This is a genomic window from Paracidovorax sp. MALMAid1276, assembly GCF_049198005.1.
Taxonomy (GTDB): Bacteria; Pseudomonadota; Gammaproteobacteria; order Burkholderiales; family Burkholderiaceae_C; genus Acidovorax.
Genome location: NZ_JBMIRS010000041.1, coordinates 33464 through 50526 on the forward strand (window position 1 = coordinate 33464; position 17063 = coordinate 50526).

Annotated in this window: 19 protein-coding genes; 6 read left to right on the forward strand and 13 right to left on the reverse strand. The window is 69.2% G+C overall.

Annotated features, from left to right (window positions below; translation table 11 throughout):
• Nucleotides 1–20: 20 nt before the first annotated feature.
• From ACOQFS_RS02175 to ACOQFS_RS02185, 3 genes are read right to left on the reverse strand one after another with little or no spacing between them, the layout of a single operon-like run.
• A complete protein-coding gene (locus tag ACOQFS_RS02175) occupies nt 21–2030 on the reverse strand; it encodes a putative bifunctional diguanylate cyclase/phosphodiesterase (protein WP_421561345.1) in 2010 nt (669 codons plus the stop codon).
• A 22-nt stretch (nt 2031–2052) separates the two neighbouring features.
• Nucleotides 2053–2613: a YfiR family protein gene (locus tag ACOQFS_RS02180; protein ID WP_421561346.1), complete on the reverse strand. Its 561-nt coding sequence runs from the start codon at nt 2611–2613 to the stop codon at nt 2053–2055.
• 4 nt (nt 2614–2617) lie between these two features.
• Nucleotides 2618–4510 (reverse strand): TonB-dependent receptor plug domain-containing protein, encoded by a 1893-nt coding sequence (locus tag ACOQFS_RS02185; RefSeq protein ID WP_421561347.1) that lies wholly within the window; start codon nt 4508–4510, stop codon nt 2618–2620.
• A gap of 216 nt (nt 4511–4726) precedes the next feature.
• Between ACOQFS_RS02185 and ACOQFS_RS02190 the strand changes: the two genes are divergently transcribed.
• From ACOQFS_RS02190 to ACOQFS_RS02210, 5 genes are all read left to right on the forward strand, one after another.
• A complete protein-coding gene (locus ACOQFS_RS02190) occupies nt 4727–5140 on the forward strand; it encodes a YciI family protein (protein ID WP_421561348.1) in 414 nt (137 codons plus the stop codon).
• A gap of 50 nt (nt 5141–5190) precedes the next feature.
• Nucleotides 5191–5730 carry an SRPBCC family protein gene (locus ACOQFS_RS02195; protein WP_421561349.1) on the forward strand — a complete coding sequence of 180 codons (540 nt, stop codon included), beginning with the start codon at nt 5191–5193 and terminating at the stop codon, nt 5728–5730.
• A gap of 68 nt (nt 5731–5798) precedes the next feature.
• Nucleotides 5799–6206, forward strand: coding sequence for a VOC family protein (locus tag ACOQFS_RS02200; protein ID WP_421561350.1), 408 nt, complete (start codon nt 5799–5801; stop codon nt 6204–6206).
• A gap of 50 nt (nt 6207–6256) precedes the next feature.
• Nucleotides 6257–7606: an RNA polymerase sigma factor gene (locus tag ACOQFS_RS02205; RefSeq protein WP_421561351.1), complete on the forward strand. Its 1350-nt coding sequence runs from the start codon at nt 6257–6259 to the stop codon at nt 7604–7606.
• A gap of 10 nt (nt 7607–7616) precedes the next feature.
• Nucleotides 7617–8153: a GFA family protein gene (locus ACOQFS_RS02210; protein ID WP_421561352.1), complete on the forward strand. Its 537-nt coding sequence runs from the start codon at nt 7617–7619 to the stop codon at nt 8151–8153.
• 71 nt (nt 8154–8224) lie between these two features.
• Here ACOQFS_RS02210 and ACOQFS_RS02215 read toward each other — a convergent pair whose 3' ends face one another.
• The 8 genes from ACOQFS_RS02215 to dinG all read right to left on the reverse strand — a co-directional run bounded on the left by ACOQFS_RS02215 (nt 8225) and on the right by dinG (nt 14044).
• Nucleotides 8225–8752, reverse strand: coding sequence for a reverse transcriptase-like protein (locus ACOQFS_RS02215; protein WP_421561353.1), 528 nt, complete (start codon nt 8750–8752; stop codon nt 8225–8227).
• Nucleotides 8749–9024: a DUF3297 family protein gene (locus tag ACOQFS_RS02220; RefSeq protein WP_421561354.1), complete on the reverse strand. Its 276-nt coding sequence runs from the start codon at nt 9022–9024 to the stop codon at nt 8749–8751. Before ACOQFS_RS02220 ends, ACOQFS_RS02215 begins: the two co-directional genes overlap by 4 nt.
• A gap of 91 nt (nt 9025–9115) precedes the next feature.
• Nucleotides 9116–9697 carry an NnrU family protein gene (locus ACOQFS_RS02225; RefSeq protein WP_421561367.1) on the reverse strand — a complete coding sequence of 194 codons (582 nt, stop codon included), beginning with the start codon at nt 9695–9697 and terminating at the stop codon, nt 9116–9118.
• A 117-nt stretch (nt 9698–9814) separates the two neighbouring features.
• The gene (locus ACOQFS_RS02230) at nt 9815–10441 is read right to left on the reverse strand and encodes a PolC-type DNA polymerase III (protein WP_421561355.1); all 627 of its coding nucleotides are present in this window, start codon (nt 10439–10441) and stop codon (nt 9815–9817) included.
• A 68-nt stretch (nt 10442–10509) separates the two neighbouring features.
• Entirely contained in the window at nt 10510–11013 is a 504-nt protein-coding gene (locus ACOQFS_RS02235; RefSeq protein ID WP_421561356.1) for a pyridoxamine 5'-phosphate oxidase family protein, read from the reverse strand.
• Between the two features lie 186 nt (nt 11014–11199).
• Nucleotides 11200–11553, reverse strand: a complete 354-nt coding sequence (locus tag ACOQFS_RS02240; RefSeq protein WP_421561357.1) for a DUF86 domain-containing protein — start codon at nt 11551–11553, stop codon at nt 11200–11202.
• Nucleotides 11554–11555: 2 nt separating this feature from the next.
• On the reverse strand, nt 11556–11855 hold the full coding sequence (locus ACOQFS_RS02245) for a nucleotidyltransferase family protein (protein WP_421561358.1): 300 nt from the start codon (nt 11853–11855) through the stop codon (nt 11556–11558).
• A 26-nt stretch (nt 11856–11881) separates the two neighbouring features.
• A complete protein-coding gene (dinG, locus tag ACOQFS_RS02250) occupies nt 11882–14044 on the reverse strand; it encodes an ATP-dependent DNA helicase DinG (RefSeq protein ID WP_421561359.1) in 2163 nt (720 codons plus the stop codon).
• A gap of 258 nt (nt 14045–14302) precedes the next feature.
• Between dinG and ACOQFS_RS02255 the strand changes: the two genes are divergently transcribed.
• The gene (locus ACOQFS_RS02255) at nt 14303–14599 is read left to right on the forward strand and encodes a hypothetical protein (RefSeq protein ID WP_421561360.1); all 297 of its coding nucleotides are present in this window, start codon (nt 14303–14305) and stop codon (nt 14597–14599) included.
• A 140-nt stretch (nt 14600–14739) separates the two neighbouring features.
• Here the strand turns inward: ACOQFS_RS02255 and ACOQFS_RS02260 are convergent, their stop codons facing one another.
• Together ACOQFS_RS02260 and ACOQFS_RS02265 are read right to left on the reverse strand one after the other, a co-directional pair.
• A complete protein-coding gene (locus ACOQFS_RS02260; protein ID WP_421561368.1) occupies nt 14740–16608 on the reverse strand; it encodes a B12-binding domain-containing radical SAM protein in 1869 nt (622 codons plus the stop codon).
• A 161-nt stretch (nt 16609–16769) separates the two neighbouring features.
• Nucleotides 16770–17063, reverse strand: a 294-nt coding sequence (locus tag ACOQFS_RS02265) for a diguanylate cyclase domain-containing protein (RefSeq protein WP_421561361.1), incomplete at its 5' end; no start/stop codon positions are given.

Here is a 17063-nt window from a genome sequence, read left to right on the forward strand (position 1 = left end):
CAGCGGTTGGCGGTCAGGGGTCAGCCGCCGTCCGGGCCCGAATCCCGCGGCAGCATCGCCGTGAACTGCGCCACCGGCATGGGCCGGGCAAAGGCGTAGCCCTGCAGCACGTCGCAGCCCTGCTCCGTGAGGTAGGCCGCCTGCTCGCGCGTTTCCACGCCTTCGGCCGTCACATGCAGGCCCAGGCCGTGGGCCATCGCCACGATGGCGGACACGATGGCGCGGCTGTGCTCCTGGTGGGGCAGGTCCTTGACGAAGCTGCGGTCGATCTTCAGCCGCCCCATCGGCAGCTGCCGCAGGTAGGCCAGCGACGAGTAGCCCGTGCCAAAGTCGTCGACGGCCAGGTGGATGCCCAGCTGGCCCAGGCGGTGCAGCGTGTGGGTGTCGGCCTCCACGTTTTCCATCAGCACGGTCTCGGTCAGCTCGATCTCCAGGCGGTGCGCGGGCAGCTTTTCCTCGCGCAGGATGTCCATGACGCACTCAAGGAACTGCGGGTCGCCCAGCTGCCGCGCCGAGATGTTCACCGCCACGCGCAGCGACAGCGCGGGGTCCCAGGCTGCGGCATCGCGGCAGGCGGTGCGCATCACCCAGTAGCCCAGCGGCACGATGAGCCCGCAGTCTTCGGCCACCGACACGGCCTCCAGCGGCGACACCACGCCCAGCTCGGCGTGCGTCCAGCGCAAGAGCGCCTCGGCGCCCACCACGGTCTCGCTGCCCGCCGACACCAGCGGCTGGTAGTGCAGCGCCAGGCCCTTGCCATGCGCCAGCTCCGCGCGCAGCGCGTGCTCGATGGCCTGGCGGCGCACCACGGCCTGGTTCATCGAGGCCTCGAACCGCACGCAGCGGTTCTTGCCCATTTCCTTGGCGCGGTACATGGCCGTGTCGGCGTTGCTCACCAGTGCGTCCATGTCCAGCGCATCGTCCGGAAAGTTGGCGATGCCGGCGCTGCAGGTCACCGTGACCTGCTGGCCCACTTCGGTGTACGGCGCGCGGAAGACGCCCACGATGCGCTGGCCATACCGGTCGAGGGACAGGTCGTCGATGTCCAGGCGCAGTATGAGCGCGAACTCGTCGCCTCCGAGCCGCGCGATGGCATCGCCCGAGCGCACCACCGATTGCAGGCGGCGCGCCACCTGGCGCAGCAGGCCGTCGCCCGCCGCATGGCCGAAGGTGTCGTTGAGCGTCTTGAAGTTGTCGAGGTCGATGTAGATCAGGGCCACCCGGCTGCCCAGCGCTGCAGCGCGCTCGATCTCGGCCGCAAGCCGGGCATTGAAGGCATGGCGGTTGCCCAGGGCCGTGACGGCGTCGGTGTGCGCCAGGGTGTTCAGCCGGTTTTCGGCGTCGCGCACCGCAGCGCGGCTGCGCAGCACCATCACCGTGGCCAGGCCCATCACGCAGCCGGCCACCAGCAGTGCGCCCGCAAACCGGATCGCCAGGCGCTGGTGCACCGCACTCATCGATTTGCGCAGATAGAGCGTGCCGCTCACCGCGCCGGGCGCCGTGACGTGCCGGGTGATCTCCAGCACGCGAAATCCCGCGCGCTCGGTGTCAGCCTCCATGCCCAGCAGCGACAGCGTGGTGGGGAAGTCGGGGTCGCGCTCGCGCACGTAGTGGGCAAACAGCACGCCGTCCGCGTCGTACACCCCGGCGCCCAGCACCGTGGGCGAGGCCTTGAGCGCCCCCAGGATCTCGTTGGCGGTGTGGGCATCGGCAAACACCAGCGCGGCGGAGACGTTGTCCGCCACGATGGCGGCTTCCACGCGGCTGTCCTGCAGCATGGCCTTGCGGCTGCTCCAGTAGTCGATGGAGGTGGTGGCCAACACCACGGTCAAGAGCGCCAGCCCCGCCGCCAGAATGCCTGTGAACACCAGCCGCGATGACAGGTGGGCGGCTGCGGCCACCGTGCCATCCCCGCGAGGCGCGGCGGCGGGCGCGGCGGACGCCGAAGCAGACGCAGGAGCAGCAGACGCCGCAGACGCCCCGTTGAGGCGGCTTGCCGCATCGTGCTGTTGTGGGGCATTCGGTGTCATGGCCAATCCCTGCCTGCAAGCCTCAGCGGCCCGGCTTGGCCAGCCGCAGCAGGCGCGAACTCACGGTGAGGCCGGCGCGCGCCGTGGCCTCGGTGCGGATGCCGAACGCAATGCGTCCGTCCTGCTGAAACAGCGTGATCATGATCTCCGGACCGGCAAACGTGAGCTCGTCGGCCACCGTGAGCACGCCGTGGTCGGGCGGCAGGCTGCGCAGCGCCGCCAGCACCGGCTCCACGTCGCTGTTGTGCAGCACGGCGATCCGGCATTCGCGCAGGGCGCCCGTCTCCAGCAGCTTCACGCGGATGGGCTGCTGGTTGCGTGCGGGCTTGCCCTCCAGCGCGGTCAAAGCGCGCTTGAGCGGGCTGAAGGGCGAGACGCAGATGGTCCATGCGCCTGCGGGCGCTGCCGTGGGCATGGGCCATTCGATGAACTGGATGAAGTTGAAGATGTAGGCCGCCTTGAGGTCGAGTTCGCCCACGGCGTCGCTCGCGCGCGCAGCCGTGCCCATCGCGCAGAGGATCGCGATCAGCGGGGTGCACAGCACAGTGGACAACGTGGTGCGCAGGCGCAGGGCGGCGGGCATGGGCTCAGAACCGGTAGGTCAGCTTCACGCGGTAGGTCCGCCCGTTCTGGCGGATCGCTTCTTCGCGGATCTCGAACGAGGCCGGGTCTGCGTAGCGGCGGTCCAGCAGGTTGTAGATGCCGAAGGACGCGTCGACCTGCGCCCAGCGCATGGACACCGTGAGGTTGGTCACCACGTGCGCGGGCAGGCGCCTGCCTTGCAGCGTGTAGCGCGGGCCCATGCCGACCGCCTCCACCGCATAGCGGCTCGCGGCCCAGGGCGACCCGGCCGTGCCGGGCAGCGCGTCCGACCATTGCAGCTTGAGCAGGTGCTCGGGCGAATTGGTGAGAGCGGCCTGGGTTGCGGCATCGCGCGCGCGCTGCCAGCCGTACACCGCGCGCAGCCGCGCCTGGGGGCCAAAGCGCTGCTCGGCCTCGGCCTCCAGGCCGTGCACATGCACGCCCCGCGCGTTCTGAAAGGTCAGCCGGTCCGGCACCGGCGCATCGGCCAGGGTGATCAGGTCCTTGACCACCGAGCGGAACACCGTGACCAGCAGGCGCGTGGAGCCGCCGGTGGCGTGCTCCAGCGCCAGCTCGGTCGTGCGCACCCGCTCCGGCCGGATGGGGGCGGTATCCACCACGCCGCCAGGAATGTCCACCCGGTAGTCGCGCTCATACGCATTGGCCGCGCGAAACGCCGTGCCGTGCAGCACCTTGAGGGCCGTGTGGGGGTTCCACCAGTACACCAGCCCCAGGCGCGGGTGCCATGCCCCCGCGTTGCCGCTTTGGCGCCCCCACCGTACACCGGCGTGCAGGGTGATGTCCGGCCGCAGCGCGAACTCGTCCTGCACAAACACGCCCAGGGCATGGCCGCTGCGCTGCGTGTCCAGATACGGCATGGATTGCGCTTCGGCATCGAAATTGCGCTGCCGGATGGACGCGTCGCGGCGGTAGTCCATGCCCCACGACAGCTTGTGGCGCGCCAGCGCGGTGCTCACCCACTGCCATTCGGTGCCCCACCATTGCCCGGTGCTCACGTCGTGGTTCAGGGTGACCGGGGGGTAGTCGTACACGTAGTCGCCCACGAACCGATAGCGGCCCGCATGGATGCGGCCGCTGAAGGACAGGCGCGGCGAAAGATCGGTGGCGTATTCCGCCGCCAGCCGCGTGCTGGTGTCGGTGATGCGCGACCGTGCATCGTTGAACACCTGCGAGAAAGCCGCCGTGGGAACGCCCTTGTGGCGCTCGCCATGGGCCAGGGTCAGCCCCAGGCCGTCGCGGCTCCAGCGCGCAAACAGCTGCGTGCTGCGGTCATGGTCCAGCCCCTGGGCCATGCCGTGGTGGGTGGCGGGCGTGTCGAAGGACGGGTAGTAATGGTCGGCCCCCCGGGTGGTCGACCGGGTGAGGGCCACCAGCCAGTCGCCGCCGTGGCGGTCGACCGTGCCCAGCGAAAAGCGCAACCGCGCGGCGCCGTGGCTGCCGGCCTCGGCGCTGACCTGCGGGCCCGAGAGATCGCGGCCGTTGCGCGTGATGACGTTGATGACACCGAACAGGGCGTTGGCCCCATACACCGCCGAGCCGGGCCCGGGGACGAATTCCACGCGCTCGACCAGGTCCAGGTCGATGGGGAAATCCGTCCCGATGGCAGCCAGGTCGTACAGGTTGTCGTTGAAGCGCACCCCGTTGACCAGCAGCAGCACCCGGGTGTTGTAGTCGCCTGGCGTGGCAAAGCCGCGCAGGCCCAGGTAGTGGTAGCTGCGGTCATACGACACATACAGCCCGCGCATGCTGGCCAGCACCTCGCCCAAGTGTCGATAGCCGAACACCCGGATGTCCTCGGCCGTCACCACGCTCACGGCGGCGGGGGCCTCCAGCGCGGTCTGCGAGTAGCGGCTGGCGGTGGACACCCGCATCTGCATCAGCTGCTCCAGGGGCGCGCGGGCGAATTCCGATCCAGTATAGACAGCAGATGTATCAATTTGTATTGGGGGAATCCGCACGCGAAGGGGGTGAAAAAAATGGGGCCCGAATGTCACCCCACCTGTCGAAATGGCCCGGGCCCGTTCGTCGTACAGGTGAAGGCCGAAAGCGCAGCAGGCCCTCAGCAACTTCCAACCCCCCATATGGAGACCCCCATGCGATTCATGATCATCATCAAGGCCACTTCCGAATCCGAGCAGGGCTGCATGCCCGGCCCCGCGCTGATGGCCGAAATGGCCCGCTACCACGAGGAGCTGGCCCGCGCCGGCGTGCTGCTCGACGGCAGTGGCCTCAAGCCCAGCGCGCAAGGCTGGCGCGTGCGCTATGGCGCGGACGGGCGCACCGTCACCGACGGCCCGTTCACCGAGACCAAGGAGCTGATTGCCGGCTACACGCTGATCCAGGTGCGCACCCGCGAAGAGGCGCTGGAATGGACGCGCCGGTTTCCCAACCCGCGCGGCGAAGGGCTGGACGCCGAGATCGAGGTGCGCCAGCTGTTCGAGATGGAAGACTTCGCCGGGGTGGACGGCGTGGAGCAGTTCAGCGAACTGCAGGCGCGGCACGGCTGAGGCGCGCCCTCCCAGCACCGGTTTGTTTGCACACCGCAAGGACTCCTTCCATGCTCAAGACCATTGCCCTCATCCTGCTGGCCGCCCTGGGGCTGCTGCTGGCCTATGCCGCCACGCGGCCCGACACCTTCCGCGTGGAGCGCAGCCGCGTGATTGCGGCCCCGCCCGAACGCGTGTTCGGCCTGATCCACGACCTGCGCCAGTTCAACACCTGGAACCCTTACGAACGCAAGGACCCGGCCCTCAAGGGCGAATACAGCGCCACCACGGCCGGCCCCGGCGCACGCTACGCCTGGCAGAGCGACAAGGTGGGCACGGGCAGCATGGAGATCGTGGACGCCACGGCGCCGCATCGGGTGGACATGAAGCTCGACTTCGTCGCGCCCTTCGAAGCCCACAACCGGGCCGAGTTCACGCTGCAGCCCGAAGGCGCGGGCGCCACGCGCGTCACCTGGGCGCTGCATGGCCCCGTGCCCTACCTGGCCAAGATCGCGCACCTGTTCTTCAACATGGACCGCATGGTGGGCCAGGACTTTGAAGATGGCCTGGCCTACCTGCAGGCGGTGGTGCAAAAGCCGGCGGGGTCGTAGCCGCTTTCAAACCCCTTTGCCAAAACCACCGCTTCCCCTTACCTTCCCCATTCCCGGAGACTGACAAGATGCACCAACAAATCTTTGTGAACCTGCCCATCGAGAACATGGCCCGCTCGCAGGCCTTCTTTCGTGCCCTGGGCTACAGCTTCAACCCCGACTTCACCAACGACCAAGGCGCCTGCCTGGTCACGGGCGACAACCTGTTTGTGATGCTGCTGGTCAAGGACTTCTACCAGACCTTCACCGCCAAGGCGATTGCCGACGCGCGCGCCACCTCCGAGGTGCTGGTGTGCTTCTCGTGCGACAGCCGCGACGCCGTCGACACCCTGGTCGACAAGGCCGTGGCCGCGGGCGCCACCGAGCCCCGCCCGGCGCAGGACCTGGGCTTCATGTATTCGCGCAGCTTTGACGACCTGGACGGCCACACCTGGGAATACGTGCACATGGTGGATGCCAGCAAGGCACTGGGCTGAGAGGCGGTGGACGCATACGCCGGACCCATGCCCACCTTCCAGATCGTGAAGTGAAACCCCCTGCCCTGCCCGACCGCGAGGCGCTGCACCGCACCATCGACTCGGTGTGGCGCATCGAGGCCGCACGCATCATCGCCAGCGTGGCGCGCATGACGCGCGACGTGGGCCGCGCCGAGGAGCTGGCGCAGGACGCGCTCGTGGCCGCGCTCGAGCACTGGCCCGCCACCGGCCTGCCCGCCAACCCCGCCGCGTGGCTGATGACCACCGCCAAGCGCCGCGCCATCGACCACCTGCGCCAGCAGGCCATGCAGGCGCGCGAGCACGAGGCGCTGGGCGCCGACCTGGAGGCGCTGGAGGCGCACCAGGCCCCCGACGTGGTGGACACGCTGGTCCAGGCCGAGCAGGACGACATCGGCGACGACCTGCTGCGCCTGGTCTTCACCGCCTGCCACCCCGTGCTGTCCACCGAGGCGCGCGTGGCGCTCACGCTGCGGCTGCTGGGCGGGCTCACCACGGGCGAGATCGCGCGCGCCTTTCTGGTGCCCGAGCCCACGGTGGCCCAGCGCATCGTGCGCGCCAAGCGCAGCCTCACCGCCGCGCACGTGCCCTTCGAGGTGCCCGGCGCCGCCGAGCGCGCGCCGCGCCTGGCCTCGGTGCTGGAGGTCATCTACCTCATCTTCAACGAAGGCTACGCCGCCACCGCGGGCGACGACTGGATGCGCCCGGCCCTGTGTGGCGAAGCGCAGCGCCTGGTGCGCGTGCTGGCCCGCCTGGTGCCGGACGAACCTGAGGTGCTGGGCCTGGTGGCGCTGCTGGAGATTCAGGCCTCGCGCCTGCCCGCGCGCACCGATGGTGCCGGCCAGCCCGTGCTGCTGATGGACCAGGACCGCGCGCGCTGGGACCCGTTGCTCATCCGCCGCGGCCTGGCCGCGCTCGACCAGGCCGAGCAGCTGGCCCGCGCCGGCAAGCCCTGGGGGCCGTATGCGCTGCAGGGCGCGATTGCCGCCTGCCACGCGCGCGCGCTGCGCGCCGAAGACACCGACTGGCACCACATCGTGGCGCTGTATGACGCACTGCTGCAGGTGTCGCCCTCGCCCGTGGTGGCCCTGAACCGCGCCGTGGCCGTGGGCATGGCGCTGGGGCCCGCCGCCGCGCTGCCGCTGGTGGATGCGCTGGTGCAGGACGCGAGCCTGCAGCATTACCACTGGCTGCCCAGCGTGCGCGGCGACCTGCTGGCCAAGCTGGGCCGTGCCGCCGAAGCGCGCGCCGCGTTCGAGCAGGCCGCGCAGCTCACGCGCAACCTGCAGGAGCAAAGCCTGCTGCGCGCCCGCGCGGCGGCACTGCACGCTGGCACGGCCGAGCCTTCGGCGCCAGAATCCGGGCACACGTCCACCGCCTGAAAACTCCGCCATGTCCACCACCCTGCCTGACGAACCTGTTTTTCCGCTGGAAGGCGGCTGCACCTGCCGCCATGTGCGCTTTCGCATGGAGACCGCGCCGCTGTTCGTGCACTGCTGCCACTGCCGCTGGTGCCAGCGCGAAAGCGGGGCCTCGTTTGCATTGAACGCCATGATCGAGGCCGACCGCGTGGCCCGCCTCACCGGCACGGTGGAGGTGGTCGACACCCCGTCGGAAAGCGGCCTGGGCCAGAAGGTGGCGCGCTGCCCGCACTGCCATGTGGCCCTGTGGAGCCACTATGCGGGGGCGGGGCCGCTGGTGGCCTTTGTGCGGGTGGGAACGCTCGACACGCCCGACGCCTTGCCGCCGAATGTGCACATCTTCACCGCCTCCAAACAGCCCTGGGTGCAGCTGCCACCGGGCACACCGGCCGAGCCGCAGTATTACGACCGCGAGGCCCTGTGGCCCGCCGCGAGCCTGGCGCGCCGCAAGGCGCTGCTGCCGCGCATCGCGGCCTACCGCGCAGCCCGGGGGCTGGACCCTGCGTAGGCTGCGGCTGCTTCGCCGGTGCCGGGTCGACAGGCGCTGCGCTGCGCGTTCTGCCGCTACGCGCGCCGGTGTTACATCCGCTTCGCTTTCGACTTGTGGTTCTTCGATGGCGGCCTGGCCGACGCCTTGGGCGCCAAACCCAGCGCAGCCCGCGCCAGGGCATCGGCTTGCGTGTTGCGGTGGCGCGGCACCCAGACCAGCTCCACGCCGGCAAAGGGCTGCAGTGCGCTGCGCACGGCGTCCACCAGCGGTGCCAGGCGCACGATGGGGGCCCCGGGCTGCGGGCCCAGCTGCTGCACCAGCAGGCTGCTGTCACTGACCACGCGCAGCCGGGCTGGCGTGGCCTCGGCCTCGGGTGGTGCTGCCGTCAGCCACTGCAGCGCGGCCAGCAGCGCGCGCAGCTCGGCCTCGTTGTTGCAGCCGGTGAAATGGGTGGCTTGCGAGATCTGGTGGCGCACCACGCCATCGGGGCCGGTCAGCACCGCCCCCAGGCCCATGCGCCCCGGGTTGGGCACGGCGCTTCCGTCGCAGTGGATCACCCAGGGGGCGGGGGCGCCGGTGATGGCGGCATCGGCGGGCGGTGCGCCCCGGCCGGTCACTTGTAGTAAGCCTCGACCTTGCCCTTGAGCTTGATCATCAGCGGCTGGCCCCTGCGGTCCACCGTCTTGCCGGCGGGCACCTTCACCCAGCCCTCACTGATGCAGTACTCCTCCACGTCGCTGCGCTCCTTGCCGTTGAAGCGGATGCCGATGTCATGCTCGAACACGGCGGGCACGTGGTGCGGGCTGCGGGGGTCCACCGACAGGTGGTCGGGCAGCGCGGGCGGGGTGGTGTTGGTGGTGGTGGCGGACGGGTGGATGGCGTCGGTCATGCAGAGAAAGGCCGTGTGGCGTCGTCAAGAAAAAGAAAGGCGGAAAGCAGAGATTTTCCGGGATCTGGCGCCCGCCCCCTTTGCCAAGGCCCTACCGGCCCAGCGGCGCCACACCGATGAGCCAGGCGTGGCCCCAGAACGCAAAGCCTGCCCAGGCGGCCGCGCCCACCAGCACCGCCGCCGTTGTGCCGGCGGCTGTGCCTGGCGCACGCGCAAGGTTCTGGGCGCGGTCGCGTTGCCGCGCGGCCCGAAAGCTGAACACCGCCCACAGCAGAAAGCTGCCAAACAGCAACACGTCGGCCAGGTTGCCGTTGGACAGCAGGTGCGCCAGCGCCCACACCTTCACCGCGATCACCATGGGGTGGCGCAGCCGCGCCTTGATCGCGTTGCGCGGCACGTAGGCGGCGGCCAGCAGCACGAAAGCGATGAGCGTGAGCAGGGCCGCTGCGTGGCGCATGCCGGTGGGCGGTGCCCACAGCACCACCGGCTGCTGCCGCGCCAGCCCGTAACCCCATACGATGAGCGCCAAGCCCACGGCAGACACCAGCGAATACAGCCCCTTCCAGCCGCCCTCGCCCAGTGTGCCGAGCATCTGCGCGCGCCACCCCTCGGCCACGATGCGCACCGAATGCACACCCAGAAAAAGCACCAGTCCCAGCACCAGAAACAGCATGGCCCAACCTTTCATCGCAGTGGTGAATGGAGCGAGCGCGCGCCCCGCCCGGGCCGCAGTATGCAGCAAGTATTGAATAAAAAGTGCCTTTAGCGCTTATCTGACAAGCGCAGCCAGCTATGAAAGTTGTAGCGAATCGACGGCGTGGCGCGCCAGCAGCGCGTCCACCTTGGGCTTTGCGCAGCGCTGCAGCAACTGCAGCAGCGCGTGGCTGGGGTCGGCCACGCGCCAGCGGGTGCGCAGGTCATGCTGCATGCGGCCAAGCAGCGCGGCCGCCATTTCGGCATCGGCCAACGCCCGGTGGGCCTGGCCCGTGCGCGGCAGGCCGTGGTAGTCCACCAGCGTGCCCAGCTTGTGGCTGGGCGCCTGCGGGTACAGCCGCCGCGACAGCAGCACCGTGCAGGCAAACGGCTGCGGTGCCTGCAGCCCGGCCAGTGCCAGCTCGGCCTGCCAGAACTTGCTGTCGAACGCCGCGTTGTGCGCCACCATGGGCGCGTCGCCCACAAAGCGTGCAGCGTCACGCATCACCTGCGCCGCATCGGGCGCGGCGGCCACCATCGCGTTGGTGATGCCCGTGAGCTGCGTGATGAAGGGCGGGATCCACGCGCCGGTCCGCATCAGGCTCTGGAACCGGTCCACCACCCGCCCGTTTTCCAGCAGCACCACGGCGACCTCGGTCGCACGAGCACCCTGGCCGGGCGAGATGCCCGTGGTTTCAAAGTCGATGACGGCGATGGGCGGCATGGGCCCGCATTGTGCCGCGACAGGCCCGCCATCGCGGCCGCCCGTTGCGGGCAGCGGGCGTCGTTCGCTCAGGACAGCGTCAGTTCCTTGTGTTCGCCCAGGTTGCGCGGCGGCTCGCCGGTCATCGCCGCCTTGGCCATCTTGAACAGCTGCACCATCTTGCTCTCGTCCACGTCCCAGTATTCGGCGTGGCGAATGCGCACCGCCAGCAGCGCCAGGTCCGGGTCCGTCACACCGCCCGGAAACCACGCCTTGGCCATGGGCGACCACAGCGCTTCCTTCTTCGCACGGTCTTCCACAAAGCGCGCCTGGCCCGACAGCGACACATAGCTGTCGTCATCAGGGTTGGCATAGGACACGTTGACCTCGCCATCGGTGAGCAGCCGCTCATACAGCTCGCCCGAGCGCGGGATGAAGAAGAACAGCTCGTTGTGCTCGTCCATCTGCTTGTTCTGCGTGGTCAGCGGGTGCGCGTGCAGCATGCCCGTGGCGGTGCGGTGCGTGAGCATGCCGAAGCGAATGTCCTTGATGAGCTTCCACAGGGTCTCGTGGGCGGTCGGGTCGTGTTGCATGAGGGGTCTCCAGCGGGGTGATGCGCCAGCCCCGCAAGCGATGTGTTCGCCATCGGCGCGGCCCGGGGGGCCACAGGGGGGCTGGCAATGTGTAACCCACTGTAGGCGCCGAGACATGCGGGCTGCGTCGGCAGGCAGCGCGGCAAGGCGTGGGGGTTTGTCCGACAGGTGCTGGGCCAGCCTGCTCTACGCAGAGCCCGAATCGAAGTTATTCAATGCTTCGGTGACCGCAAGCTCCAATGCCGGCAGGTCATCGCGAATCGTCTTGAACAACACTTCGTGCGCTACATGCTCGTACCCGTGAGCCAGTATGTTCCGAAGCCCGATGACCTGGCGCCAAGGAATCTCCGGCAGCCTTGCGGCAGTGGCCGCGTCTACGCGGTACGCGGCTTCGCCCAGGTTGATAAACAGCTTCTCGACAGCGAGACAAAGGACCCGCTGGGCCTCAAACGCCTGCACAGTCAATGGGGGGGCGACGAGGCTGCGTAGCTCGCGAACAAAACCCAGCATGTCCGCCAGATGCGCGGGAGTGCGGTCCATCGTCATTGGTACAACGCGCGCAGTTGGGGTTCAATGGCTCTGCGGCGATACGGGTTGTCCAACACCGACGGAAACGCCATGTCGATCCGGCGTCCGCCAAATGCTGTCGACAACTCGTCCTGCATGTTCACCAGCCCGAAACCGCTGGGTGCTTCGCCGGGTATGAACTCGATCAGGAGATCCACGTCACTGTCGGGCCGCTCCTGGTCTACCGCGGCGGAGCCAAACATCTGCATTCTTCGCACGTGATAGCGTCGGCAGATGTCAGCGATCCGGGCATGGAGCAAAGGGCTGATGTGCATGGCGGAATTATGTGCTGGTCTGGCGCTCACCCCGCCGCCCTCTGCACCAGCGCAAACGGCGGCAGCCCCTTCAGCAGCCGCTGCCCGTAGCTGGTGCGCACCAGGCGCTTGTCGTAGCAATACACATGCGCCTGGTCCTCCTCGGTGCGGATGGCGCGGCCCACCCACTGCGCCAGGCGGATGGCCGTGGCTGGCACCACCAGCTCGCTGAACGGGTCGCGCCCCACGGCACGCAGCCATTCGGCGCGGGCCTCGCCCACGGGGTCGTCGGGCGGGGCGAAGGGCAGCTTGGTGATGAAGACCGATTCGCACAGCCGCCCCGGCAAATCCAGCCCCTCGCCAAACGACTGCATGCCGAAGATGACCGAGGGCTCGCCACTGTCCACCCGCTCGCGGTGGCGTTTGAGCAGCTGCGTGCGCGGCAGCGCGTTCTGCACCAGCACCACGCTGCGCATGGCCGTAGGCAGCGCGTCCACGGCCTGGCGCATCTGCTCGCGCGAGGTGAACAGCACCAGCGCGCCGTATTCCACGCGGGCGATGTCGTGCAGCAGCGCATCGACCATCTCGGTGGTGAACTGCGCGGCGTTCTTCGGGTCTGCGTGCGTCTCGGCGGTGATCAGCGTGCCCTGCGCGGCGTAGTTGAAGGGACTGGGCACTTCCAGCGTGGTGGCGGCATCATCGCCGTGCAGGCCGGCCTCGCGCAAGAAGAAGTCAAAGTTGCCGCAGCTCGTCAATGTGGCCGATGTGAGCACCGCGCCGCGCACGGCGCTCCACAGGTGCGTGCGCAGCGCGCTGCCGGGCAGGATGGGGCTGGCATGCGCCTTCACCACGATGAAGTCGCCATCCACCTCCAGCGTGAACCACTTGGACGCGGGCACCGCGCCTTCGGGCGCATCCTGCAGCAGCAGCTGCGCCGCGGCGTGCAGCTCTTCCAGGCGCGGCGCCAGCATGCCGATCTGCGCGTACAGCGTGGACAGGCGCCGGGCCTCGTCGGGCTTGTCGCGCATCTCGGCGCGCAGGGCCTTGCTGATGGCGCGCAGGGCTTCGAGGAAGCCTTCCGCGCTGGCCGCCAGCAGGCCCAGCGGCGCAATCAACGGCGCGGGCAATTCGCCCCGTGGCACCCGCACGCGCGCCGGGCCCCAGGTGTCCCTCTGGCTCTTGAGCGCCTCGCCATACACATCCATCACGATGCGCGCCAGGTCCTGCAGCGTCTGGCGCAGCTGGGCTGAATGTTTGGGGATGTCGGCAATCTCCTCCACCTCCAGCAGCGCGCCGATGCGCAGGCCCCGGCTGGCCAGGCGCTCGATCCAGGTGATGCGCGACAGGTCCATGCTGCAGGCAAACTGCTGCAGCGCCGTGGCGGGCAGGTGGTGGGCCTCGTCCAGCACCAGCAGGCAGTTGTCCAGCTCGGGCAGCACGCGCGCGCCCAGCGACGACAGAAGCAGGTCGTGGTTGGCCACGATCACCTGCGCGCCCACCAGCTCCTTGCGCTTGTCGTAGTAGGTGCACTGGCTGAACGCCGGGCAGTGCTTGCCAGTGCACGACGCGCCCTCGGCCGCCACGGGGCTCCACACCTCGGGTTCGGGGGGCGTGTCCAGGCTGTCGCGGTCGCCGTCCCAGGCGCCTTTCGACAAGGTCTGCGCCATCGTGGAATAGAACTGGATGCGCGCCTCGGTCTCATGCCGGGGCCGCTTGGCGCGGGCGGCGGCTTCTTCCTCGGCAAACAGGTCGTCGTCGGCTTCTTCCTCGGCCTCGCCCGTGCCCGCCAGCCGGTCGAGCTTGAGCTTGCACACATAGCGCCCCCGCCCCTTGGCCAGCGCAAACTTGAACGGCTGCGGCAGCCGCGCGGCCAGCGCGGGCAGGTCCTTGTGCACCAGTTGCTCCTGCAGCGCCACCGTGGCCGTGGAGATCAGCACCCGCGTGCCCCGCGCCAGCGCCAGCGCAATGGCGGGCGCGCAATAGGCCAGCGACTTGCCCACCCCGGTGCCGGCCTGGATCACGGCAATGGCGCGTGTGGGCGCGGTCTCGCCCGTTTCGTCATCCACCTTGCCCAGCGTGGCGCGGCTGAAAGTGTGCGCCACCTGCTCGGCCATCCGCCGCTGGCCAGGGCGGCTGCGAAAACCCTCGGTGGCGTTCACCACCGCATCGAAAGATTCAAGGGCCTGCGCGGCCCATACCTGTTGAGACATACAGTGTGAGTGTCGCATGCTTGCACTGCGCGCCGTGAGTGCACCGGCGGCAAGGGGGCGGGTGGGCAGTGCAGCTTGCATTGACCTTCCAGCGTCACCAGATCATTCCATGCACCCGCACCGACGTGGGACGCGCGCCTACAGCGCGGCGGGGATGGACCGGGTAGCGTAGGGGCTCCGCAGCGGTTGGCGTGCTGCCCCTGGCAGGACACCCCGCCAAGCCACAAGACTGCAATGAGCCAGAAGAGGTTGATTCCCATGACCACATCACCCCCCCGTCCGACCGAGGACCACGTCGTCCCCTCCGCCCCCATTCCCGCGCGCACCGAGCGGCGCGTCAGCACCACGCAGCCGCAGGGCTCGCCTGACGGTGGCCCGGAAGACCTGCAGGGGCCCGAAGGGCGTTTGCCGCACGAGCGGGACCAGTCGGTCGACATGACCGACGGTGTGCGGCACCCCGAGGTGGAGCAGGCCTATGAAGACGTGAAGCGGGGCCTGCAGGACACGGACCGGGGCCCGCCGGCCGACAAGGCGTATCAGACGCAAAAGGGGTGAACGTCCCCCGCCCGAAGCCTGCAGGCCGTGGCGCACGGGGGCCACAGCCGGCCGACAATGTGCCTGGTGTACTGCAAAATCAATAGCTGCAAATGTAGATACAGCAAGCGGTGAGCGGCATTTTTACCAATATCCTGCCGTCATCCCCGCTCGCGCAGCGCCCGCTCGATGCGGTCGCGCCGCACCGTGGTCTTGGGCACCTTGAAGGGGAACCACATACGCACGTCGTCCTCCAGGCCGATGCCGTGCATGTAGTTGTAGATGGCCTTTTTCAGACCCGCGCCCAGCGCGTCGTGGTCCACGCCCGTGGGGTCGGTGAACGCTACGTCGTTCTTGGCGAAGCCGCCCGGTGGCAGCGGGGCCAGCGTGATGCCGTATTCGTCGGGGTTCTGCCCCACGGGCGAGTGCACGGTGCAGGCAAAGCGGTGAAAAAAGCCGCTCTGGATGCAGCCATTGGCGAACAGCTGGCGCACGTATTCGAGCGCGTCCACCGTGTCCTGCACCGTCTGCGTGGGAAAGCCATACATAAGGTACGCATGCACCAGCATGCCGGCGTCGGTGAAGGCCCGCGTCACGCGCGCCACCTGGTCCACCGACACGCCCTTTTTCATCAGGTTCAAGAGCCGGTCCGACGCCACCTCCAGGCCGCCCGAGATGGCGATGCAGCCGCTGTCGGCCATCAGCTCCGCCAGTTCGGGGGTGAAGGTTTTTTCAAACCGCACATTGCCCCACCAGCTGATGCCGGCGTTGCGGGCGATCAGCTCGGTGGACAGTGCCTTGAGCGCCTTGGGCGGCGCGGCCTCATCCACGAAGTGAAAGCCGGTCTGCCCCGTCTCGCGCACGATGGATTCGATGCGGTCGGCCAGCACGCTGGCGCTCGCGCCTTCGTAGCGGCCGATGTAGTCCAGGCCCACGTCGCAGAAGCTGCACTTCTTCCAGTAGCAGCCGTGCGCCACGGTCAGCTTGTTCCAGCGCCCGTCGCTCCACAGCCGGTGCATGGGGTTGAGCATGTCCAAGAGCGACAGGTAGCGGTCCAGCGGCAGGCCGTCCCAGGTGGGCGTGCCCACCTCGGCGAAGGCCACATCGGCTTCCATCAGGTTGATGTACTGCACCTGGCCCGCGTCATCGCGGATAAACGTGCGCACCAGCCGCTGCTGGCCGCGCCGGCCTTCCAGGTGCTCCAGCAGCGCCAGCAGCGGGCGCTCGCCGGCGTCCAGCGTCACGAAGTCGAAGTGGTCGAACACGCGCGGGTCGGCCAGCTCGCGCAGTTCGGTGTTCACAAAGCCGCCGCCCAGCACGGTGGCGATGTGCGGCCAGCGCGCCTTGATGGCCTGGGCAATGCGGAAGGCCGCGTACACCGACCCCGGAAACGGCACCGACAGCAGCACCACCGTGGGCTGGTGCCGCTCGATGGCCGCGTGCGTGAGCTGCTGCAGCGCCGTGTCCACCAGCGTGGGTGGTGCGGCGAGGGCCTGTGCCAGCGGGTCGAATGTGGGCTGGCTGCCCGCCAATGATTCGGCATAGCGCACAAACTCGAAGCGCTCGTCCACCGCATCGCGCAGCACATCGGCCAGGTCGTTCAGGTACAGCGTGGCCAGGTGCTTGGCCTTGTCGGCCAGGCCCAGGGCGCCAAAGGCCCAGCCCAGCGGGTCGCCGCCTTCGTCGTCCACGTACACGTCCAGCGATGCAAAGCGCGGCCCCTCGGGCAGGTAGCCCCGGCCCGCGATGCGGTGCGCCAGCGTGCTGTCCCGCCCCTGCAGGAAGGCGATGGCCGGGCCGACGGTGGCGAGGTAGCGGTCCTGCTGCGCGGCAAAAGACTGCACGGCCGGGCTGCGGGCCGCCAGCGGCAGCGCGTCCACCCGCTCGGCCACGGCACCCAGCCCCTCGGGCGACAGCAGCTGCAGCACCAGGGCCAGCGCCAGGTCCTCCTGCACGGCCTGCACGCCGCGCGAGCGCAGAAAACCGGTGAGGTAGGCGGTGGAGGGGTACGGCGTGTTCAGCTGCGTCATCGGCGGGATGACGGCGAGCACGCGCGCTGGGGTAGTGGGCGCGTGGGGCGCGGTGGACGGCATGGCGGGCGATGGCAAAGGGAGCGCCCGGATTATCGGTCAGGGGGCTTGGTCAGGGGGTGCTGCCGGCATGGCCTGGGCGGCCCCCGTTCTTCAGTCCCTTAAGCCCGCACGGAGGGCGATGCGGGCGCGGCGGTGCGGCGGGCCCGCTTGGCCTGGTACATGGCCCGGTCGGCCGTGCGCAGGGCGTCTTCGGCCCGGTGGTCGGGGTGGGGGGGCATGGTGGCCACGCCCACGCTGGGGCCGCTGTAGTCCAGCGCGGGCCCGCCGGGCAGTTCAAAGCGCCCCTGCGTGGCCTGCGCGATGCGGCGCGCCAGGCCATCTTCGGCGGCGGCTGCGGTGTCCCCGCCATGGCGGCTGAGGCTGATCACCACGAACTCGTCGCCGCCCAGGCG